Annotated in this window: 16 protein-coding genes; 12 read left to right on the top strand and 4 right to left on the bottom strand. The window is 46.9% G+C overall.

The annotated features are described in order from the left end of the window. Nucleotides 1-25 precede the first annotated feature (25 nt). From gnd to AAHF22_RS07205, 4 genes are all read left to right on the top strand, one after another. On the top strand, nucleotides 26-925 hold the full coding sequence (gene gnd / locus AAHF22_RS07220) for a phosphogluconate dehydrogenase (NAD(+)-dependent, decarboxylating) (protein ID WP_347324319.1): 900 nt from the start codon (nucleotides 26-28) through the stop codon (nucleotides 923-925). A 1,117-nt stretch (nucleotides 926-2,042) separates the two neighbouring features. Next, on the top strand, nucleotides 2,043-2,495 hold the full coding sequence (locus AAHF22_RS07215) for a MerR family transcriptional regulator (RefSeq protein ID WP_347324318.1): 453 nt from the start codon (nucleotides 2,043-2,045) through the stop codon (nucleotides 2,493-2,495). Nucleotides 2,496-2,875: 380 nt separating this feature from the next. Next, the gene (locus AAHF22_RS07210) at nucleotides 2,876-4,090 is read left to right on the top strand and encodes an MFS transporter (protein ID WP_347324317.1); all 1,215 of its coding nucleotides are present in this window, start codon (nucleotides 2,876-2,878) and stop codon (nucleotides 4,088-4,090) included. A 318-nt stretch (nucleotides 4,091-4,408) separates the two neighbouring features. Further along, nucleotides 4,409-4,855, top strand: a complete 447-nt coding sequence (locus AAHF22_RS07205) for a universal stress protein (RefSeq protein ID WP_347324316.1) — start codon at nucleotides 4,409-4,411, stop codon at nucleotides 4,853-4,855. 528 nt (nucleotides 4,856-5,383) lie between these two features. On the opposite strand, the gene AAHF22_RS07200 is transcribed toward AAHF22_RS07205, so the two are convergent. Next, nucleotides 5,384-6,340 carry an L-lactate dehydrogenase gene (locus AAHF22_RS07200; protein ID WP_347324315.1) on the bottom strand — a complete coding sequence of 319 codons (957 nt, stop codon included), beginning with the start codon at nucleotides 6,338-6,340 and terminating at the stop codon, nucleotides 5,384-5,386. A gap of 886 nt (nucleotides 6,341-7,226) precedes the next feature. On the opposite strand from AAHF22_RS07200, the gene AAHF22_RS07195 reads away from it, so the two are divergent. Continuing rightward, nucleotides 7,227-8,243 carry an NADP-dependent oxidoreductase gene (locus AAHF22_RS07195; protein ID WP_347324314.1) on the top strand — a complete coding sequence of 339 codons (1,017 nt, stop codon included), beginning with the start codon at nucleotides 7,227-7,229 and terminating at the stop codon, nucleotides 8,241-8,243. A gap of 589 nt (nucleotides 8,244-8,832) precedes the next feature. Here the strand turns inward: AAHF22_RS07195 and AAHF22_RS07190 are convergent. After that, nucleotides 8,833-9,333, bottom strand: coding sequence for a CcdC family protein (locus AAHF22_RS07190; protein ID WP_347324313.1), 501 nt, complete (start codon nucleotides 9,331-9,333; stop codon nucleotides 8,833-8,835). A 675-nt stretch (nucleotides 9,334-10,008) separates the two neighbouring features. On the opposite strand from AAHF22_RS07190, the gene AAHF22_RS07185 reads away from it, so the two are divergent. The 7 genes from AAHF22_RS07185 (at nucleotide 10,009) to AAHF22_RS07155 (ending at nucleotide 20,794) form a co-directional block, all read left to right on the top strand. Continuing rightward, complete coding sequence (locus AAHF22_RS07185; protein WP_347324312.1) at nucleotides 10,009-10,392, top strand: response regulator transcription factor; 384 nt, start codon at nucleotides 10,009-10,011, stop codon at nucleotides 10,390-10,392. Beyond that, nucleotides 10,392-13,475, top strand: a complete 3,084-nt coding sequence (locus AAHF22_RS07180) for an ATP-binding protein (RefSeq protein WP_347324311.1) — start codon at nucleotides 10,392-10,394, stop codon at nucleotides 13,473-13,475. The genes AAHF22_RS07185 and AAHF22_RS07180 overlap by 1 nt, the downstream gene beginning before the upstream one ends. Before the next feature lie 207 nt (nucleotides 13,476-13,682). After that, a complete protein-coding gene (locus tag AAHF22_RS07175) occupies nucleotides 13,683-16,046 on the top strand; it encodes a response regulator (protein ID WP_347324310.1) in 2,364 nt (787 codons plus the stop codon). Continuing rightward, nucleotides 16,043-17,161 carry a HEAT repeat domain-containing protein gene (locus AAHF22_RS07170; protein WP_347324309.1) on the top strand — a complete coding sequence of 373 codons (1,119 nt, stop codon included), beginning with the start codon at nucleotides 16,043-16,045 and terminating at the stop codon, nucleotides 17,159-17,161. Before AAHF22_RS07175 ends, AAHF22_RS07170 begins: the two co-directional genes overlap by 4 nt. Next, nucleotides 17,142-18,623, top strand: coding sequence for a glycosyltransferase family 2 protein (locus AAHF22_RS07165; protein WP_347324308.1), 1,482 nt, complete (start codon nucleotides 17,142-17,144; stop codon nucleotides 18,621-18,623). Before AAHF22_RS07170 ends, AAHF22_RS07165 begins: the two co-directional genes overlap by 20 nt. After that, entirely contained in the window at nucleotides 18,620-19,777 is a 1,158-nt protein-coding gene (locus AAHF22_RS07160; protein ID WP_347324307.1) for a hypothetical protein, read from the top strand. The genes AAHF22_RS07165 and AAHF22_RS07160 overlap by 4 nt, the downstream gene beginning before the upstream one ends. A 564-nt stretch (nucleotides 19,778-20,341) precedes the next feature. Next, the gene (locus AAHF22_RS07155; RefSeq protein WP_347324306.1) at nucleotides 20,342-20,794 is read left to right on the top strand and encodes an Lrp/AsnC family transcriptional regulator; all 453 of its coding nucleotides are present in this window, start codon (nucleotides 20,342-20,344) and stop codon (nucleotides 20,792-20,794) included. A gap of 265 nt (nucleotides 20,795-21,059) precedes the next feature. On the opposite strand, the gene chrA is transcribed toward AAHF22_RS07155, so the two are convergent. Beyond that, the gene (chrA, locus tag AAHF22_RS07150; protein ID WP_347324305.1) at nucleotides 21,060-21,617 is read right to left on the bottom strand and encodes a chromate efflux transporter ChrA; all 558 of its coding nucleotides are present in this window, start codon (nucleotides 21,615-21,617) and stop codon (nucleotides 21,060-21,062) included. Then, on the bottom strand, nucleotides 21,617-22,249 hold the full coding sequence (chrB, locus tag AAHF22_RS07145) for a chromate efflux transporter ChrB (RefSeq protein ID WP_347324304.1): 633 nt from the start codon (nucleotides 22,247-22,249) through the stop codon (nucleotides 21,617-21,619). Before chrB ends, chrA begins: the two co-directional genes overlap by 1 nt.

The following is a 22,249-nucleotide window of genomic DNA, read 5'->3' as shown; positions in this document are numbered from 1 at the left end:
CCCAAACATAACGGAGGGCTATACTATGAAAATCGGTTTGATCGGCTTAGGCAAAATGGGTATGAATCTGGCACAAAACCTGATGGATCACAAACACGAGGTTGTTGCTTTTGACCTGAACAAAGAAGCAGTTAAAGAAATTACCGATCTCGGCGCACAGGGCGTAGGCACGATTGCAGATATGGTAAGCAAGCTGGAATCTCCACGTATCGTATGGGTCATGGTTCCCCACGGCGTAGTTGATTCCGTACTGGGCGAGATCGCTCCACTGCTGTCTGAGAACGATATCGTGATCGAAGCAGGCAACTCCCACTATAAAGAATCCGTACGTCGTTACAATGAAATGAAGCAAAAAGGTATTCATTACATGGACGCAGGTACATCCGGCGGCATGAGTGGCGCACGTAACGGCGCATGTTATATGATCGGTGGCGACAAAGAAGCATGGGATGTCGTAGAACCGATCTTCCGCGACACGGCTGTTGAAAATGGCTACCTGTATGCAGGCGAAGCAGGCAGTGGTCATTACCTGAAAATGGTCCACAATGGTGTCGAGTACGGCATGATGGCAGCAATCGGCGAAGGCTTCGAAGTGCTGGAGAAAAGCCCATACGACTTCAACTACGAAAAAGTAGCTCGCGTATGGAACAACGGCTCCGTGATCCGTTCATGGCTGATGGAACTGACTGAAAATGCATTCGCTAAAGATGGACGCCTGGAAGAAATTCAAGGCATCATGCACTCCTCCGGCGAAGGCAAATGGACCGTTGAAGAAGCAATGGACCTGCAAATGGCAACCCCAGTTATCGCCCTGTCCCTGCTGATGCGCTACCGCTCCCTGGACAACGATACATTCACAGGCAAAGTCGTAGCAGCCCTACGCAACGAATTCGGCGGCCACGCCGTAGAAAAATCCAGCAAGTAATGTATAAATGATTACTTCAATAACAGGTTGATCGATAACATCAAGCGATCCTTCAACCTAGGCTATAGAAAAGAGCTGCAAACCTGATATCCACTCAGGCTTTGCAGCTCTTTTATTTATGTCATCTTAATGTATAACTGTTGATACATTCCCTTAAAGGTAAAGCATGACTATATCCATGATCAATCTAACTTCATTAAAACCAAATATTATTTAAATACAATCCCATTCAGATACAACTATCCATATCCATATCAAACCATATTTAAATTAAGCTTCCCTCAACCCCATACAATCATATTTAAACGTAATTACCCCCACATTTAAATTTGAATATAACGTAAATTTGAATATAACGTAAATTTGAATACAACGCTATCGCAACCACCTCCTATAATTACTAAATTTATAGTGCTCATTGCTCTCTATTCATCCATTGATCCACTCATTTCCTGTAATCGCCAAATCTCCCTCTGCTGCTCCCTCCCCCATTGGAGTTTTTTAACTGCGCCTACCACCTCAAAATCATAATGCATGCTCTATTCCATATTGATGTTTACACCCTCACTTATATTCTTAAAGTACGTTCTTATGTATGCTTTACTCCAGCCAATCATTATTTTCAAAACAACTTAAATCACTCAAAAGTAGAACAAACGTAAAGAAAATGCGGCAACCCGCACAGAGCGGAGGGAAGGAAATAAGGGGAAAGGACGACTTATAGTGTTAGCGATCTCCTAACACGCGGTTCAATGAAAAAGTGATTTTTGCGAAGCAAAATATCTTACTGCTTTGAGCACGGGAATCTACAATGTACTCCTAATCAGTAGATTCCTGTGCGAGACCGGAGTCCGTCCCCTTATTCCTTCCCGGAGTGGTTGTAGCACTGCGCCCTATTCTGCCAGAACGACTACGAAAGAATCAAAGATTTCATAACTACGCTCTTAAAATGCACTTTTTAAATGTCCTTTAAAACAAGCCACCAACACAATAATTTTCTGAAAACCACCAAAAAACTCCAAAAACCGTTTTCATAACGTTGACGTTAACGTTAAATAGGTATAATATATTCATATAATATATGTAATTATTTAAATAATAAAACGGAGGGGTGACCATGACATTGTACAAAATCGATGAGGTTGCCAGTGAATGTAATCTGACGAAGCGCACGATTCGGTACTATGAAGAGATTGGTCTGCTGTCCCCACAGCGTAGTGAGGGCAACACACGATTGTACACACGTGAAGATATCGAACGGCTCAAAAAGATTATTAGTGCGCGTGATGTACTTGGCTTTTCCTTGCAAGAACTGCATCGGTATATCGAGGTGGTTGAAATGCTCACCGGACAGCGCGAGCGTTACCGCAACATTACCGATCTGGAAGAGCGCAGGCGTCAATTGGAAGAGATCGATGAGACGTTGGGCAAGCAACTCGATATGATGGAAGGTAAGATGCGTACGATTCAGAGTTTTAAAGAGGAAGCTGAACAGTTGCGTCAGCAAGTGCGCAAAGGGATGGAGAGGCTGGGAAGTGAATCGACGGAGCGCGCAGAAGCTGATTATTGAATAATCTGTAGGCACTGATCGTTAGACATATAGTGTAGAAGTAAACATAGCGAACTTATACCAAATTCGTGATAAGCCCGTTGTATCCACTATAGTTCGCGCTCGCTGATCATCCATATCTCAATCATCCATATCGCATAGGTTATGTTATGACTGTATCGTCACGTCATTAGACATGTCTTTAAACAAATGACCGGCATTGTATCTGGAGTCATATTGCTTGATCCAACAATAACTAAAAGCTGATGGATATAGAGTGTGCAAACAACATCGTTTAACAGAGCAAGCATAGCAATACGCTCTATAATCAAGCTCTATATCATTTCATTATAAACAGCACTTAAAAATAGAGAGCAGTACAAAGGGAGGAACCTTCAACAATGAGTACGAAAACAGCTTCAGTCAAAGAGCTTCCTAAGCAGGGCGGATTATTATCACAGCCAAAAGCAGTCTGGGCGGTTGCCTTTGCCTGTGTGATTTCATTTATGGGTCTTGGTCTGGTTGACCCGATTTTACCAGCGATTGCCAAGCAGCTTGATGCTACACCAAGTCAGGTGTCACTGCTATTCACCAGTTATAATCTGGTAACCGGTCTGGCGATGTTAATTACCGGTTTTGTATCGAGTCGGATCGGTGTGAAATGGACACTGCTTAGCGGTGTTGTTCTAATCATTATATTTGCGGCACTTGGTGGTATGTCCGATACGATCGGTCAAATCGTCGGTTTCCGCGGCGGTTGGGGTCTTGGTAATGCGCTCTTTATCGCGACTGCATTGTCTGCGATTGTTGGTCTGTCCACTTCTGGTACAGCTAAAGCGATTATTTTATACGAAGCAGCGCTTGGTCTTGGTATTTCTGTAGGTCCACTGCTTGGTGGTGAACTTGGTTCGATCTCATGGCGTGGCCCGTTCTTCGGCGTGAGCGTACTGATGCTGATCGGTTTTATCTTTATTCTGGTGATGTTGCCTAAAATCCCAAAACCGAAAACACGCAGTTCACTCGCCGATCCGTTTAAAGCATTGAAATTTCCAGCCTTGAAAACACTGGCGATTGTTGCCTTTTTATATAACTTTGGGTTCTTTACATTGATGGCTTATTCTCCTTATGTGATGGGATTAGATGAGCACGGTCTTGGTTATGTATTTTTTGGTTGGGGGATTTTGCTGGCAATCACTTCGGTATTCGTCGCACCGAAGCTGCAAGCACGCTTTAACCTTGCAGGTTCGATGGGTGTAATGCTGACACTGTTCGCACTCGATCTGGTATTTATGGGTCTGGGTGCAGCATTCGGTTCACCTGTGCTTGTCATTATCGGCGTGATCGTGGCGGGTATTTTCCTCGGTATTAACAATACGCTGATCACAACAGCGGTGATGGAGTCGGCACCAGTTGAGCGTTCTGTCGCTTCCGCAGCTTACAGTTTTGTGCGCTTCCTCGGTGGTGCCGTATCGCCATTCCTTGCAGGTAAACTGGCTGAATGGTACAACTCGGCAACCCCATTTTACTTCGGTGGTGCGATGGTACTGGTCGCTGTTATCGTCCTGATCGTGCGTCGTCGCCATCTGGCAGGTATCGATGTATCACACGGACATTAATGTTGGACGTAAGATTTGAAGTTGTGTGAACATGAATCCTTTATATTTTCTGATCCATCCTGTTTTATTTGTGCAGGCAGGTGTGAATGGTGGGTGCTGTGTCATACAGCAGATATGAACCGCCAGCGGCTGTAATCTTTTTTACTCCGTCCGTTGCCGGGGGATAGTCCCACACAACATATATGATTTCTGAGCTAGATAATAGGCCAGACACGGATGCCGTGAAGTATAGCTCTAAACAATATATAGGAGTCCAGCTATACCTAACATCGTTACACCTGCTGCGCAACAATTCAACAATAATTGGAGGAAAAGAACATGTCAGAACTACATGATCATTTAGCATATGGGCGTATACTGGTCGCAGTGGACGGCTCTGAACATGCACAGCGTGCACTGGAGCATGCCGTCAAGCTGGCACAATCGTTACAGACGGCACCGCATTTGACGGTGCTACACGTCAATCCTACGATGATGGTCGCTGAACCACCGCTTGGCGTGGATGTGGGTGTCCGTCTGGACGAAGAAGGGCGCGAGATGACCGAACCGTACCGTCAATATTTGGATATGACGGGTGTTGCCTACGATGTGCGCTATCATACCGGCGATCCGGCAACGGTAATTTGTGATACAGCAAAAGAGCAAACGATCGATCTGATCGTGATGGGTACACGCGGCATGAGTACGATGTCCGAACTGTTCCTGGGTAGTGTGAGTCATAAAGTCATTCAGCACGCGCATTGCCCGGTGTTGACGGTAAAATAATGAATCGATCGGCAGATCCAACTGGCTTGAATATACTTGCATAGATCTTATAGATCTTATAGATCTTATAGATCTTATAGATCTTATAGATCTTATAGATCTTATAGATCTTATAGATCTTATAGATCTTATAGATCTTATAGATCTTATAGATCTACACTGCATCCTGTTCAATCGTTCGATATGCTACGCTAGCTGAAGGCGGATATAGAAAATCGCAGATGAGATCCAATACATGGATAACGACAATACATGCACCATCAAAATAGAAATACAACTCTAATACAGCTATACCAAATAGCCAGCAGTAGTCGTAGAACTCCATACGAGTTCCACAGCTACTGCCGGCTTTATTCATATCTACCTATAAGTTCATAGACAAAACCTATAAAATACGCTTTATACAACGCCTGTCCTATCGAATAGTATCAGGCATATAGGATCATTTATAGACAACCAAGCTATAAAACATAACTATACGATATCAGATCTTATACGATATAACATCTCAGCTCCAGTGGATCTGACTCATACTGTGATCTGCACCTGCTCAATCGCTGTCCGAATCACATTGCAGGAATGTTCTAGCTGGCGTTGCTCTTCTTCATTCAAACGAAGCTCAATCAGCTCTTCAATCCCATTCCCACTAATAATCGCCGGTACGCCTGTGCATACTTGGTGTTGTCCATATTCACCATCCAGAATAGCCGAGACTGCGATAATCCGATGCTCATCGTACAAAATAGAGCGAGCGATATGGGCGAGTGCATTGCCGATACCAAACTGCGTATGGCCTTTACGAAGGAAAATTTCCCAGCCAGCATCACGCGTTTTGAGTGCGACATCTTCCATACTCAATTCAGGAAACCGCTCGGCATGTTGCTCCAAAATGTGCAACAGCGGCTTACCGCCGATCGTAACATGAGACCATGCCACAAATTGGGACTCACCATGTTCCCCTAATACATAGCCGTGTACACTACGTGGATCAATGGAAAAGACGTCAGACAGAATCGTTTTCAGACGGGAGGAGTCGATCGATGTACCGGTGCCAATCACACGTCCGCGAGGCAGTCCGGAAAATTGCCATGTCAGGTACGTTACAACATCGACTGGATTCGCTGCGATAATAAATACGCCATCAAATCCGCTCGCCATAATCGGATCGATAATTTCTTTCGTAATCGCTGCTGCTTCATGCAACACCGTCATGCGATCCTGACCAGGCTTCGGATTCGCACCTGCCGTAATAATGACGATGTCCATATCTCCGCAATCATGCAAGGAACCGGCATATACTTTAGTACGATGTGAGGTAAAGTCCATGCAGTGTGACAGGTCAAGTGCCTGTGCAACGGCTTTCTCGTGTGTACGTCCTACCATCATAATCTCATCGGCAATCGACTGATTAATCATCGAATACGCACAACCGGCTCCGACCATCCCGACTCCAACAATGGCTACTTTTCTGTTCTTTCTACCCAAATGCACAGCCTCCACTCTTTATAAAATCACGCTATTAGCTGCTCAAACCGACAACTATCGCGTCTAGTTATCAATTTCCAGTGCAACCATAACATTTATGCAGTAATGTTAAAATACATTCCACAATTGCCATTATACATGCTTTTTATGCATGTGTAACTGTTAAATATGTCATATAAGTTAACTCTTTTATTAACCACACTGGATTCGGAATTGGATTGTGATTGAATAATATGTAATGCAGATTGGCTATTATGTAATGAAGAAACGAAAGGAATACGCTTCTCTATAGTCCTATCTTTTTACATAAATAAGATAATCTAAACACATCATAAAGACGATCTACATCACAGACATGATCGAAACCTATCGCATAATCGCATAACAGTAATTTCAATCCGTAACCTCAATTAGTAATCCGGTCTGTAAAAAAGGCGAAGTAAGAAACAAAGTAAGCATAGAAGTTGGTATACAGGTGTCATAAGATGTGGCGATTGGGGTAAATAATAAAGTGAGCTACAGCCTATGCACCCGTGGCAAACTCATCGGTGTATACGCTCCATGCATAATTGCAATAATTTGGATTGCAGTGTTCTAAGAATTGTATTTGAACTCGTATGAATGTGAGCCGCACTTCACTATGGGAAGGAAATAAGGGGAAAGAGCGACTTCTAGTATTAGCGATCTCTTAACACGGGGTGCAATGAAAAAGTGACTTTTGTGGAAACAAAATATCTTACCTCTAAGCACGGGAAGCTACACTTCACTTCTATTGCGTAGATTCCTGTGCGAGACCGGAGTCCGTCCCCTTATTCCTTCCCGCAGTGGTGCCCAGCTCACCATCTACGTTTGCATATACAATAAATGATAAGAGGAGGAACATACTATGGCAGAACAAATGAATGAATATTTTGCGCTGGCAAGTCGTCCGGAAGGAACACCAGCGTTGGAGCATTTTACAGTAAAGAAAGAAGAGCTGAATATGCCGGAAGATGGGCAGCTGCTCGTCAAAACATTATATGTATCGGTTGACCCATATATGCGCGGTCGGATGAAAGACGCCAAATCATATGCGGCACCGTATGCAATCGGTGAACCAATTACAGGCGGCTCGATTGGTCGTGTGTTGCATAGCCGTGTTGATGGCTTTGCAGAAGGCGATATTGTCGCTGGTGGCTGGGGCTGGCAACGTTACGGCATTATCGATGGCAAGAGTTGTCGCCGGATCGATCCTGAGCTGGCGCCGATCACAACAGCACTTGGTGTGCTGGGCATGACCGGATTGACCGCTTATTTTGGTACACTGCGTATCGGTAATCCGCAACCGGGTGAGACGCTGGTCGTATCCGGTGCAGGGGGTGCGGTCGGTATGATTGTAGGGCAGATCGGTAAAATCAAAGGGGCACGCGTCATCGGCATTTCCGGCTCGGATGAGAAAAATCGTTATCTTAAGGAAGAGCTTGGTTTTGACGAAGTGATTAACTACAAAACCGATCAGCCGCTGGCAGAAGCATTGGAACGCGCTTGCCCGGACGGCATCGATGTGTATTTTGATAATGTGGGCGGCGATATTACAGATGCGGTCATCCCCCTGCTGAATCGTAACGCACGTATTCCGCTATGTGGACAAATCTCGCTTTACAATCAGGAGAAACCAGAGCTTGGACCACGCATTCTGCCTATGCTGCTCACTCGCACGGTGCTGCTCAAAGGTTTCCTTGTCGGCGATTATGCATCCGAGCAAGAAGAAGGACTGCGTGAACTGGGACAATGGGTACGCGAAGGACGACTCCAATACCGCGAAAATATCATCGATGGCTTCGATAATATTCCAGAAGCATTTATCGGACTATTCAGCGGTGAGAATCTTGGTAAGCAGCTTGTGCGTGTAGCGGAAGATTGATGTCGTAATTGATGTCGTAAATGAAGATTGATGTCTTAAATGGGGTTCATACTGGAGTGTGTACTTCAACTCGTATGTGTGTAAGCAGCACAGAACAAAGGAAAGGAAATAAAGCGAAAGGGCAACCTGTCGTGTGCGTGCTTTTCCAATACGAGGTTTATTAGCACGAGGTTTCACTAGATTTAATGGAAAGTCATTTTTGCGAAGGTGGAATATCTTACCGTTTGCAAGCAAGGGCATCTAAAACCTACTCTTCACAAGAGCATCTACAACTCACTCTTCATTGAATCACTCTTCATTCGCAGATGCTTGTGCGAGACGGGAGTCCGTCCTTTTGTTCTTCCCGCAGTTGGTGTATGTCCTAGCAACATAGTTGGCGTATACGTCCTGGTACATGGACTATAACCTAACAACATGTACGTTCTAGCAACATGTACATTGTCCCTACTATAACAGCAAAAAAGCTAAAGCCTTCCCAACTCGCAGCATACGATTGCATATCGCAATGTATTCCTGTAAGTCGGACGAGAGCTTTAGCTTTTTTGTATATAACATACAGACGCACCGTATGCCTAATGATCAACCGCGATCAAACGGACTGACCGGATTCCACCTGTTCACGGATGGCACGATATTTACGATACATATTGAGGCGCCAGTGTAACAGCGTCCCAAAGGCAAGAATGAAAAACACACCTGCTGTCTGCGGAATGGTAATGTACTGCTCGATAAAACGGTGCAGCAGCAAACGAATGAGCAGCAAGCCGAGCAGGATAAATAGAAAACTTTTCGAGCGCTGGATCACAACATCGGTACCGTTATGCTCGAAACGTGTACCTCGAATGAGCGGATACGAGAAAATAAACCACCCCACTAGAAAGGCTCCAAGCGCCCACAGCCAGGAAACGCGAAAATCCGGCACGACAAACATGAAAAAGCCGGTACTCATACCAAGTGGCGGAATTAGAATTTTTTTGGCATTAACGGGTCTATGATTTGTACGCGAGCGTACCAGAATCGCCGTCAGAGCGATAACAAGCAGTCCGACAGTCGAGCCGATTTGTAAAAAGGAGGGACTGAATTGAAGCATAATCGCGGTAAAACCCCTCTCCACAATGTGAATTCAACTACTTATGTAGTATACCATATCCATTCTTTTACGCATCGTACGTAACGCTTAAAATTTGTATTTTTTGCAAAACCTGCTCTGGTGCTCTCTATCTACTTCATCGCAGTCATCCATTTATTAGACAGATGCGAATAAAGTTTGAAGATCTAGTGCGTTTCCAATTAGAGTCATTCCTATCTCGATTAGCAAAAGCCAGGTTCGAAAATGCGGGGGAATGGAGAGTAGCTCAATCACAATATAATAGAAATACGATAGAAGATCGGCAGGCGACCAGCCATCCACCAGATTAAGAATGATGTACTATTTGCGAATAAAAGCGATTTGCCGATAAACATAATTAACTAGCCATCAGGCTACTTTGATCTGAGTTTCGCTATAGGGTGGCATCACCTGATCGGTCTGTGCTGACCGTCATCAAAGGCAGTGCAGCTGTCATAAACAGTGTGCTGGGATCGATGTGACTGAAGCTTATTCAGAACGAGGATGATTGTGGTAATATACAATTGTTATTGTTTTAAATAAATTCAATATTATGTTAAAAGAAGAGGGTTTACGGAAGCGCCAGCTTGTAGAGGGCTGTACCGATCAGCCGTATACATACGATGGTGCATATTGACGGATGTGGGAGGCAAAACGATGACGGACAAAAAGATTTTGATTGCTGAGGATGAACCAGCACTACGTTTTTTATTGATGGAAACGCTTGAGGATGAAGGTTACGAGATGACGGAAGCTGAGGATGGACAGCTGGCGAAAGATCGTCTATCCCAGCAAGAGTATGATCTGATCGTGCTTGATTATATGATGCCGGAAGCGACGGGCATTGAAGTGTGTGAATGGCTGCGAGCGAGCGGCAATGCCAATGCGGATAAGCCGGTTATTTTGTTAACGGCTAAGGCGCAGGAACAGGATCGTTTGCGCGCGGAGCAGGCTGGGGTAACGTTGTTTATGTCCAAGCCGTTTAGCCCGCTTGCACTGATTGACGCAGCCGAGGGGCTGCTGACCGGGGAGGACGCCTGATGCAACAGGGCGGTTTGACCCGGCGTGTAACCCGCTGGACGATCATTGCCTTTTTGATCTTTGGCTTGATTATCTTTGCGGTAGAATGGTCATTCAAGCAGCAGGTAACGAATATTAATACTGAAATTAACTATCATCTGGATCAGCAAAATCGTCTGCAAGCGATCGATGAATCGTATCGCTCGGCTGTATCGAATTTTCGCGCGTATCTTGCATTTAGTGTGACCACATTTCGAGTGCAGGCGGAGTCGGATCGGGATCGTTTTTTGCAAGATTTGAATCAATACCGTCTTCGTTCGGTAGATAAGCTGAGTAATGAAGATGCAATTATTGAGCTGGATCGGCAAAGCCGCGAGTATTTTAGTTATTTTCCACTGATTGAAGGATATAAGCAGCAAGGCAAGCAAGATGAAATCGAGAGCACATCGCGTAATATTACAACTGCACTGGTGCAGTCGGTGAACAGTCAACTTGAAGATTTGATCAGCAATGAACGCGACCAAGTAAATCAGCTCATGCAACGGAGTCAGCAGCTGAACTCGATTGTGCTGTTTATTCCGCTTGTTTTTATTGTTCTCGGCTTAATCGCAGCTTTACTGCTCGTTCGGTATTTACGCGAATCGATCATCCGTCCGGTCGTTAGTCTGGAATCGGCAGTACATCGCATTAGTAATGGTGAGTATTTGCATGTAGATCAGCGCACGTCCACTGATGAGATTACGAGTTTGATCACTGGAATTAATCATATGTCCGACCAGTTGCGTGAGCGTCAGCAACAGCATGAATACAGTCTGCAACAGATGGAACAGCAAAATGATGAGATGGAAGCGCAAAATGAAGAAATTATGGCACAGCAGCATGAGCAATCGGTTATTTTGGAAAAGTTAACTGAACGTGAAACACAGCTACAGCTGATCAACTCCTATCAGGAGAAGCTGACCGGTTTCAGCAGCATGAAGGAATTTCTGGAAAATAGTCTGCGTGCTTTAATGCATGCGACACATCATGATGCGGTTATGCTCGTTGTACGCGATCAGAGGGAGCCAGCCGGTTCCTTTCGCATGGTTTGTGCCGTAGGTTGGCCGCAGCACGATACGGGTCGCAAAGTAGAACAGCTGTATGGCCCGGCGCTGGAAGTGATGGAGGAGCGCAGACCGGTCGTGCGCAGTCGCTCGCTGAGTGGCGAAGAGATCGGACTCCATGAAGGGTATGAGCGTGCAGACGATCATTATTATCCGCTCTTTGATGAGGATCTACAGGTGATCGGGTATGTGCTGTTCACGACGTATGGCAGTCTGGCGGTCCACATTAAAGATCGCATGTTAACCGAGGGACTGATCAATCAGTTTGGCCTGGCGTATCAGGCACAGCTGGCAGGCGAGGAACGGCGCAAGCAAAGTATTCGTCTGGAAGAGCTGAATACCGAGCTGGAAGCAGAGAAGCTGATGATCAAACAGCAACGCGATACGATACAGGAAATTATCGATTCGTTGCAGGAAGGGCTTGTGTTATTCGATCATAACGGGATTATTTCGTTTTGCAATGAACAGGTGAGTGCTGTATTGCCAGATCTAAAGGCAGGCGGATCGATCGATAGTCTAAATGCTTTTCTCGACAAGCAACATATGGGCACTTACAAGTTAAGCGAACAAATAGTACATGCGATGAAGGAGCATCTGACCAACTGGAGAACCCAGTTCAGTCTTCGCGCTCGCGATGGCAGCGTACACCATATGGAAATGTATATCAATCTGATCACCGGAGCCGATTTGCAAGAATATCATCTGATCGTATTGCGTGATCGTACCGAAGAGGAACAGGCGAATCAGATGAAAAATGAATTTGTTAGCATCGTATCCCATGAGCTGCGTACACCGCTGGCAAGTATTCTGGGCTTTGTGGAAATTTTGCTAAACCGTGAAGTTAAACCGGAGAAAGCGAAGAAATATATGGAGACGATTCATCGTGAGGCGAATCGATTGTCCAATCTGATTAATGATTTTCTGGATTTGCAGCGTATGGAATCTGGAAAACAGACGTACACTTTCGTTCCATTCGATCTGCGTGCGATTGTGAGCGATGTGGCGATGCAGTGGGATGGTAAGCAGGAGCATCATGTGTATTCGGAGCTGCCAGAGCATACGGCGCTTGTGCGTGCCGATCAGGATCGAGTGACCCAGGTCATGCATAATTTGATCAGTAACGCGGTGAAATATTCCCCGGGCACGGATCGAGTTGATGTGCGCCTTCGTGAGGATGCAGGCAATTGGCTGGTGGAAGTACAGGATTACGGACTGGGTATTCCGGATGAGGCGAAAGACAAGATGTTCAGTAAATTTTATCGTGTAGACAATTCGGATCGTCGTCAGATCGGTGGCACTGGTCTCGGACTGGCAATTGTACGTGAGATTCTCAATGATCTTGGTGGCGAGATTACCTTCGAGTCCGAGCTTGGTCAGGGCAGTACCTTTATCGTGCGACTGCCAAAGCTTACTGTACCTGTATTGGATGATCATATTGTCGTGATTGAGGATGAGGAGAATTTATCCCGCTTGATTGCAGCGACTTTTGAAGAACAACGTTATGAAATTTTAACGTTGAACAATGCAGAGGAAGCGATTCTTGGCTTGCAGCAGGCAAGCATTCCACCGCTGCTATGTATTGTGGATATTCATTTGCAAGGGCCGAAAAGTGGCTGGGACTTTATTGCCGCACTCAAAAGTAACCCATTAACTCGTGACGTGCCGGTTATCGTATCGTCAGCGCTGGATCAGCCAGGCGATTTTGCCGAGAAGGTTGACGAGAAATATTTGCAGAAGCCATTTACGGTAGATCGCCTATTGGAGCTGGGCGTGTCGCTTATGGATCAGAGTCCGCAGACGATTCGAACCGATATGGTCGTACAGGGAAATCAGGATGAACATTTACTTCAGCAAGCGCTGCGACGTAGCGGTCTTGGGGCGGCAGAGCTAAAGCTAGTCGATGATGTGATCAAGGTTGATTTGCTGGGCGATACGGATCAAGCCAATCAGGTAGACTCAATGCAGAAGCCAGATTCAAATGGTGGAACTGGAGCGGTCTAGCCGTTGTTTTTCCGATCATGAATGCAGCTATTGTGCACATGAGAGCAATGGAACGCTATAATCGAGGGTAATAGAAAGTATGCTTTACGGTTAGGTAGCGCATGGTAGAAGAGCGCTGCGCCACCTAACGGTGTTACGCGGAATAGAATGTACTCACACAAACGGCGATGTCGATGACCGCCTGCGACAACAGCCAGGGAGGATTTTATGGATAAATATCAGCGACTCTTTATAAAGCAGATGAAGGACAAAATCAAATCCGCTACGACATCCGGACAGTCTACCAGTGAGGCTGAATTGTATCGACTGCTACATTCCGCTAAAGGCACCGCAGGAACGATTGGACTGGATGATTGGTTTCAGACGGCTTCCGGTTTGCTTGAACGTGTGGAAGCAGAAAGTACCCGTGTCTGGCGCGTAGCAGAAGCGCGTGAACTGCTGGCTCCGCTCGCTTTTTTACTACTGGATAGTGTGGATGAACCCGAGGATGACGGTGATCAGCCGGCTCTCGTTGAGGAGCCGCCAGCAGAACTACCACCTTATATGGGTACATTGCTGATCGTAGATGATGATCTAAGCCTGTTGCTTGTACTGAAAGAGCATCTGGAGCGAATGGGATATATGGTGCTGGCTACGCCGGATGCCGAGCGAGCGCTGGAGCTATTTTATAGTATGAAGCCGGACTGTGTCGTACTTGATATTGTGCTGGAGGAACGAAGCGGTCTGGAACTATTGCAGGAAATGCAGTCTCGTAGCGAGCAGTATTTGATTCCGGTGATCGTGATCAGCACGAATCGTGATCGCACGACTCGTATGCAGGCATACGAATCGGGTGCGGACGATTTTATGGGCAAGCCGTTTGATGTGGAAGAATTTGCGGTACGGGTGAAACGACAAGTATCTCGTCGTTTGAAGCTGAATCGTCTGCTGATGATGGACGAGCTGACCGGTGCCTATAATAGTACCTTTTTTGCACAGGAGCTGGTTCGTCATTTGCAATTGCAGCTGGAACGACCACAGCCTGCTACATTGACGTTATTCGATCTGGACAGCTTCCGTTATATTAACGAGCGGTTTGGCTATGCGGAAGGAGATCGTCTGCTCAAGCATTTCTCCGATCTGGTCAAGCCCGTGCTAGGACCACAGGATATCTGGGCGCGAGATCGTCATGATCGCTTTTATTTGTTACAGCCAGGAGTGGGAGAGAAGGAAGCCGCTTCGTTTGCCCATCAGTTGTTGGGACGACTGGAGCAGGATGAAGAAATTGGACTGGATGATTATCGATTGTCGTTCTCAGCCGGTATTCTGGAGCTGAAGCCGGGTATGAGCGCTGCTTCCTGTTATGACGGAATTATGCGGATCGTGGCGGAAGCGAAACGTAATCGTGATGGCGTGATGGTCGTTCCTGAGCGTCGTAGACCGGTCGAAAATGGACAGGCTGTACGTCTGGTGGAAATGGCATTGGATGCAGAAGCACATGCGCAGCAACATGATGATGCAGACAAAGCGGCTTCGCCGTCTGCTCACCCACACACAGAAGCATCGCAGCCATCTTCATCCGCAAAGTCTGCCGAACCAGAACAGCCGGATTCGATGTTATACAAAATGGACGATTTAATGTCGTCTCTGTCTTCGAGACTTAAGCGACATCAACGTCCTGAATCTGCTATGGATGACGACAAGTATACGGATCATTCACTTCAGGTGCAATCGGAGCCGACTGCACAGCCGTCTACGCCAGTGGCGCAGCAGGAAGCTGTACCTTCATCAACATCCGTACCGGAAGCTGTAACTCCATCAACATCTGTACCGGAAGCTGTAACTCCATCAACATCCGTATCGGAAGCTGTAACTCCATCAACATCCGTATCGGAAGCTGTAACTCCATCAACATCCGTATCGGAAACTGTAACTCCATCAACATCCGTACCGGAAACTGTAATTCCACCTACACCTGTACGAGAAACGGTAGCGCCAGTGAATACAGCACCAGTAGCACAGGTTCAAGAAAATACGACGGGATCCGTTCCTGCGTTTCAACCTGATACCATCCGTGAGGCCGAAGCACGAGACGGTTCCGGTCGTCGTCTGGAGTGGGTCGATCGTGAAGAAAAAGTGCTGCTTAGTCAGCAGACCGCTGAGATTGAACAGGCTCCTATTCCGCCGATGGATGTGAACACATGGAGGCTTGCGATTGTCGATGACGATGATCTGATTCGCAATATGCTCAAAAAGCGTCTGTCTTCCCTTCAAGCTGAGCATGAGCTTGATATTCGTGCTTTTAGTGATGGTGAGGAATTTTTCAGTGATCCGTGGCATGGGGAGAATGCGCGGTATTTGCTCATTTTGGATCGGATGATGCCACGGATGAATGGGATGGAGGTGTTACGTCGATTGCGCAGCTCGGATAAACGTAATCGTTACACCGTACTGATGCTGACTGGAGTGGGCGATGATCGTGAAGTGGCGGATGCGATCAGTGCTGGTACCGATGACTATTTGACCAAACCATTCAGCATGGTAGAACTGGAGGCACGTATTCGGCGGCTGTTAGGGAGGATGAAGGCATGAAACAGCTGGATACGAATCAGGCGCTGCTTGCCTTCGCGCTGCTCAGCGCCTTGATGTTGCTGCTTCTGTTACTGCTCTATGCGTATCTGGCGTATCGCAAAGCAACGTATAATAAACGCCAGCTTGTTGTATATGAGATGGTACGTGATCTGGAGCAGCCGGATTCAGCGCTGGAAACGTATCTGGAAACGGGTGAGGCGTCCCGGCGTCTGTCGACCCGGGAGCCTTATCGGATGGAAGCATTACAGGAGGCACTACAGCATCGTCTGTCGATTAGTAACACACCTGAAGAGCGCAGGCTCATTTATGAGTTTGCCGAGCGGTACTTTTCAGGGCATTATCGGAAAGCGCTGCGCAATCGCCGCTGGAGCACACGGATGAACACATTGCTCTGGATTGAGCAGTTTCGTATTCATTCGCTTCAGCCCGAGCTGATACGCTGGATGAAGGCGCCGCGCTGCTCGGAGGAGGAGCACTTTCAGATTTTGCGTATTTTGTCCAAGCTGAACAGCGAGCAGATCGTCCCCTTCCTTAGTGAAAAGGATCATAATCTGTCGGACAGTCAGCTACTACAGATTTTGCTACCGCTTAACGAGGAGCTGATCGATCAGTTATTAGCCCAGTTTGATACATTACCGAGACGGGTTCGCTATAACTTGATGGATGCACTGCGTATTCATAATGTACGTTCCACCGAAGTTCTCGCTCTGCTGGAGCGTCAGCTAAGTCATTATGATAGAGAAATACGGATTCGTGCGCTCAAGACCATTGCCAACTTCGGCTATATGTCGCGTGAGGCAACGCGCCTGCTCGTGGAGGTGCTGGAGGAGGAGCATGATCATCCAGAGGATATGACCTCCTCATGGCCGGAACGACTCATGCGTGCTAAGGTGATGGGCAATGTGCATGAAGATGTGTTTGTATCTTACTTGTTAGAGATGCTGGGCGATTCTTCGTATCGGGTCAGACAGCAGGCAGCTGAATCGCTGTCCAGCTACAAAAATGGACTGGAGCTGCTTGCCAAAGTAGCTGCTGGAGAACATGCGGACCGCTATGCACGTGAGATGGCGGAGGAGACGCTGGAAAGGAAACAATATGAACGCAACCTGGCTTGAGCTGATCGGTACGATTTTCGAAATGATCAGCATTATTATTGCCATCTATGTCGTCGTGGTCAGTCTCGTCTATATTGTGCTATTTTTCGTAGCGGCTCAAAAGCTGAATCGGGAAAAGGACGTCAACGAGAGCCAGTACGAGCAGGTGCTACAGGAAGAGTTGGCACCGCCATTATCGATTATCGTACCTGCGTACAATGAAGAGCTGAATATTGTATGGAGCGTGCGTTCACTGCTGGGGATTAACTACAAGCAATTTGAGATCGTCGTCGTGAACGATGGTTCCAAAGATGCGACCGCTCAGCAATTGATCGATGAATTTGATATGGTGGAGATTAAGAGCCGTGTACGCTGGTCAGGGCTTGGCAAAGAAACGAAGCCGATTCGCGGCATTTATCGTTCCCTGCAACATAGCAATCTGGTGCTGGTCGATAAGGAAAATGGCGGTAAAGCAGATGCGCTGAATGTGGGCATTAATGTGTGTCAGTATCCATACTTTGCTTCACTGGATGGCGATACGGTGCTAGATCAGGATGCTTTTATTAAGGTGATGAAGCCGATTATGGATGCAGGGCCTGACGAGGAAATCGTAGCTACCGGCGGTAGCGTTGGGATTGCGAACGGCAGTTATGTGGATAGCGGTTATTTGAGCCGGGATAGTGTACGCCTGTCGCATAAGCCGCTCGTCGTGATGCAGGTGATTGAGTATTTGCGCGCCTTTCTGATGGGACGGATTGGGCTTAGCCGTTACAATCTGCTGTTGATCGTATCCGGTGCATTTGGTATTTTCAAAAAAAGCTGGGTGATCGAGGTTGGCGGCTATGAAGTGAATACGATCGGTGAAGATATGGAGCTGGTTGTTCGTCTGCACCGACGGATTCAGGAAAAGAAAAGCAAAGCGCAGATCGTGTATGTGCCCGATCCGGTCTGCTGGACAGAAGCACCGGAGCAGGCTAAAATTTTACGTCGTCAGCGTACACGCTGGCATCGTGGACTATTCGAAAGCTTGTGGAAAAACCGTAAAATGATGTTGAATCCGCGCTATGGCAAAATCGGTATGATCTCGATGCCGTATTTTCTATTCGTGGAGCTGCTCGGTCCGGTCGTCGAGCTGACCGGGATTGTGACTGTGCTGATTGGCTTATTTCTGGATACGATCGATATTCGGATTACGCTGATTCTGGCGCTGCTCATGTTGCTATACGGTTCGCTGTTATCGATGGGAGCGGTATTATTCGAGGAATGGTGCTTCAAACGCTATAAACGGGTCAGCGATCTGACACGTCTGTTCCTATACGCTCTGTCAGAAACGTTCTGGTATCGTCCGATGATGACATTTTGGCGTTTTGAAGGGCTGATCCGCATTGCGGCACGTAAAAAGCATGCCTGGGGCGATATGGCACGCGGTGGTGTGATGAACTCTAAGAAGACGGATAACGGTGCCAATGGAGGTGGGTCATGAAAGCCAGAAAGATATGGTCATTCTGGATCATTCCCATTCTCATTGTAGCGCTGTTGTTAACACCGTGGATTTGGTGGGAAGTGAAGCCAGATACGAAGTTACAGGTGACGATTCTGGATAAAACGGTGCCTAACACAACGTATCGTGAGCATAAAGGTCTGGTTTGGCTGCTCAATCAGCAAAAGTATACCAAGGTAAATGGACAGCGTTACAACTATACGACCGATTACTATGGCTTTTTCCCAGAAAGCAATGATCAGTATAAAGTTACCGGATTGCCGCAAGATATGCGCAATACGGATATGATCTATGTAGCGGATACGTATGGCGTGGAGAAAGCGCAATATTTGCAGGCGAACAATGGTGCCAGCATCGGAACCGATGATGGTGATCTGTCGCAAGGGATGTTATATGGCGGTCTGGATACATCGGATGTACAGCGCATTCGCACCGGGGTGACCGAGCAGGGCGTGAAAACGCTAATCGCAGAGTTTAACAGTCTGGCTACACCGACAACGGCGAGTGTGCGCAACCAGATCTATCCGTTGCTTGGTGTCGAATGGACAGGTTGGACAGGACGTTATTTTGGCGATCTGGCACGTGGTGGCGAGGTGCCCCAATTTCTGACTGGAGACGGGAGTGATCCGAATCGCTGGCCGTATACCAGTTCAGGTATCGTGCTGGTGCATGAGGACGGACGTGTCGTCGTGCTACAGGAAGGGAAGCAGATTGGAGAGCAAGGCGTACAGGCAGTGCTGACGGCGCAAGGAAAGGCGCTAATCGGCTTCGATACGACAGTACGTTATAATTACTGGTTTGATATTATGAAGCCAGCGGAGCGAACCGAAATTCTAGCTAATTACGATCTTGGATTGACGCAAGACGGTAAGCAGAAGCTTCAGGAGGCAGGCATTAGCGATACCTTCCCCGCCGTGATCCGGCAGCAGCATGCGACCTATACTTCGTATTATTTTGCAGGTGACTATGCGGATCATGACCAGTATCCATTCTGGCGCCGTTATGAAGGTTGGGATACGGTGAAACGCTGGTTTACACTGGATCAGCGAGGGAGTGAGGATGCCTTTTACTGGCATTTATATGTACCGATGATGAAGGCGATTCTGGCGCAAACTGCGGTTACAGAGCGGCGCTAAGGATCTCACGCGAAAGTAGACGGTGCGTCGCTTATACTGTACAACGACTGTAATATCAGGTAGGGCGAGGATCAGAGGTAGAATGGGATGTAGAGCTAACACATACAGATTTAACGTATATACATGTAACCTATATCGATCAAACCTATATTAATCTAACGTATATCGATTAACATCAAGCCCTGTCGTTCCTTTTGGAAAACAGGGCTTGTTACATAACGAATATGCAGAGTGAATGATAATATGATGAAGGCGATACTTTTTTAGGATATGAGCGGAGAGGTCTGATGTATAATAATAAAGAAGCAAATTGTATATGTCGTATCGTATAATAGATGACGTATTTTTCGTGCGCCAAAGAGAACATAGGGGAAGCACAATCATCATAACGTGCTATAAACATACATAGTTCATCAATACACGACATATTGCGGTTGAAAGAATGAAAAGTCAGGATATATCGTTTTAGACGTACAGCAGCATGTTAAACCTCCAGACGTTTATATCGAACAGGCATATTATTTCGACCGAACGATAATAATGAAATTCCGGAGGAGGACATTCATGGATCAGGTTGATGAGCAAATATTGCTGCACTTGCAGCGTCATGCCCGTATCTCTATGACTGATCTGGGCAAAGAAGTTGGATTATCCCAACCCGCAGTGACAGAAAGGGTACGCAGGCTGGAAGAGAGCGGTTTGATTCAAGAGTACCGTGCTGTCGTTTCGCCTGAAAAGTTAGGTTATCAGGCATCTGCTTACTATCTTTTTCATACGAACAATGGGGTTGATTTTGTTGAAGTATGCCGAGCATCACCGGAGGTGATCGAGTGTCATCGTACGAGTGGCGAGTATAACTATTTGCTCAAAGTGCTGACTTCCTCTATCCGCGAGCTAGAGTCGTTTGAAAATCGGATTAGTCATTATGGTGACTATACGACTTTGATCGTGCTATCTACACCGATGGAGCAACGTCTGCTTGTTCCAACGGGGAACGGATGCAGACGCTCGGTATAATGGAGCCGATGCCCTATAGCTATGATGTTCTGTAGTTATATTGCGAAGGATAGCTATGAGCGTAAGCGCACAGGGAGATCGTTGCAGTGACAAGTCTAAAGCTAGAGAAGTCTCTGCTCTGCGGCGAACCATTGCGTAGCATTTTCAAATTGCGCAGCATCGTCAACAACGATAATACCCCTGCATCGCCGTAAGGCTATTGCAGGGGTATCCGTTAGTGTCATGTAGTAAAGCGGCAGCGTCATACCAGCACGATCACGATCGATTACATAAAATAAGGCAAGGCGAAGGCACCATAAGCAAAGGCTGCGATAATCACAAAAGCCGGATGAATTTTGCGAATTTGCATCGCCCAGAAGGCAACAAGTGCGATCGCAAGCGTCTGCCATATGCCGATCGATGTATACGATTCCTCTCCCAATTGCCAGGTCAGCAACAGCATCATCACCGCAATGACAGGCTGTACAAGCAGCGTCAACCCTTTTACAACTGGAGATGTGCGATACTTTTGCAATAGACGCAGCAACACGATCATCGCTACAGCCGAAGGTACAATCGTCGCAACCAGCGCGATGAGCAAGCCCGGAATGCCTGCGACATCAAAGCCGACAAAGGCGGCAATTTTCGTTGCGATCGGTCCTGGCAATGCATTGCCAAGCGCCAGTACATTTGAAAATTCCGTATCATTCAGCCAGTGAAAATGGGTCACGATCTCGTTATACATGAGCGGAATCGAGGCCGGTCCGCCTCCATACCCAAGCACATTGGCAAGGAAAAAGCCCCAGAACAGTTTCAACCATTCCAGCCAGTCTGTACTCCACATTATGCTTCACCTCCACCATGACGGCGTTTTTTCAGCCAGTTCACCAGTCGGAAATGAAAGGCACCATAAATCAGGAATAGCGCAATAACAATCGCCGCATGCACATGGACGACCTGTAGCAGCACGAATACGATCACAAATAAGGCAATTCCTAGCGCTACGCCCAGTCCTTTGACTGCCTTTTCGCCAAATTCATAGGCCATCACACCCAGCATAACCGCAATGACAGGTACAACGGCAGCGATCATACCCTGAATCATTTTGGATTCACTTAAAAAGGCAACCGCCGACAGCAACACGATCATCGCAATCGCTGAAGGCAAAATATGCGCCAGAACCGCGATGATCGCACCGCTCACGCCTTTGCTGCGATAACCAAGATACGCCGCCATCTTGGTTGCGATTGGACCTGGCAGTGCGTTACCAAGCGCTAAAATTTCACCGAATTCATCATCGCTAAGCCAGCGATAGCGTGTGACCGCTTCATAGCGAAATAGCGGCATCACCGACGGCCCGCCGCCATAACCAAGAATACCAGTGCGAATCATCGCCCACGACAGCTCGCTATAGGTGGCTTCGCGAAATGGAGTTTCCTGCTTATGTTCAGCAGCCGGAGCTACGGGTGTGTTCAT

Origin of the sequence: Paenibacillus wenxiniae (assembly GCF_039822605.1) — a bacterium.
In the GTDB taxonomy this organism is placed as follows: Bacteria; Bacillota; Bacilli; order Paenibacillales; family Paenibacillaceae; genus Saccharibacillus; species Saccharibacillus wenxiniae.
Note: the sequence above shows the minus strand (reverse complement) of the source record. Positions and strands in the feature narration are given on the sequence as shown.

Excerpts from the sequence above, each read along its gene's own strand:
- AAHF22_RS07170 (WP_347324309.1), top strand. The coding sequence starts at position 16,043 with ATGAAACAGCTGGATACGAATCAGGCGCTGCTTGCCTTCGCGCTGCTC.
- AAHF22_RS07205 (WP_347324316.1), top strand. The coding sequence starts at position 4,409 with ATGTCAGAACTACATGATCATTTAGCATATGGGCGTATACTGGTCGCA.
- AAHF22_RS07215 (WP_347324318.1), top strand. The coding sequence starts at position 2,043 with ATGACATTGTACAAAATCGATGAGGTTGCCAGTGAATGTAATCTGACG.
- gnd (WP_347324319.1), top strand. The coding sequence starts at position 26 with ATGAAAATCGGTTTGATCGGCTTAGGCAAAATGGGTATGAATCTGGCA.
- AAHF22_RS07165 (WP_347324308.1), top strand. The coding sequence starts at position 17,142 with ATGAACGCAACCTGGCTTGAGCTGATCGGTACGATTTTCGAAATGATC.
- AAHF22_RS07180 (WP_347324311.1), top strand. The coding sequence starts at position 10,392 with ATGCAACAGGGCGGTTTGACCCGGCGTGTAACCCGCTGGACGATCATT.
- AAHF22_RS07190 (WP_347324313.1), bottom strand. The coding sequence starts at position 9,333 with ATGCTTCAATTCAGTCCCTCCTTTTTACAAATCGGCTCGACTGTCGGA.
- AAHF22_RS07160 (WP_347324307.1), top strand. The coding sequence starts at position 18,620 with ATGAAAGCCAGAAAGATATGGTCATTCTGGATCATTCCCATTCTCATT.
- AAHF22_RS07210 (WP_347324317.1), top strand. The coding sequence starts at position 2,876 with ATGAGTACGAAAACAGCTTCAGTCAAAGAGCTTCCTAAGCAGGGCGGA.
- AAHF22_RS07185 (WP_347324312.1), top strand. The coding sequence starts at position 10,009 with ATGACGGACAAAAAGATTTTGATTGCTGAGGATGAACCAGCACTACGT.
- AAHF22_RS07195 (WP_347324314.1), top strand. The coding sequence starts at position 7,227 with ATGGCAGAACAAATGAATGAATATTTTGCGCTGGCAAGTCGTCCGGAA.
- chrA (WP_347324305.1), bottom strand. The coding sequence starts at position 21,617 with ATGTGGAGTACAGACTGGCTGGAATGGTTGAAACTGTTCTGGGGCTTT.
- AAHF22_RS07155 (WP_347324306.1), top strand. The coding sequence starts at position 20,342 with ATGGATCAGGTTGATGAGCAAATATTGCTGCACTTGCAGCGTCATGCC.
- AAHF22_RS07175 (WP_347324310.1), top strand. The coding sequence starts at position 13,683 with ATGGATAAATATCAGCGACTCTTTATAAAGCAGATGAAGGACAAAATC.
- chrB (WP_347324304.1), bottom strand. The coding sequence starts at position 22,249 with ATGAACACACCCGTAGCTCCGGCTGCTGAACATAAGCAGGAAACTCCA.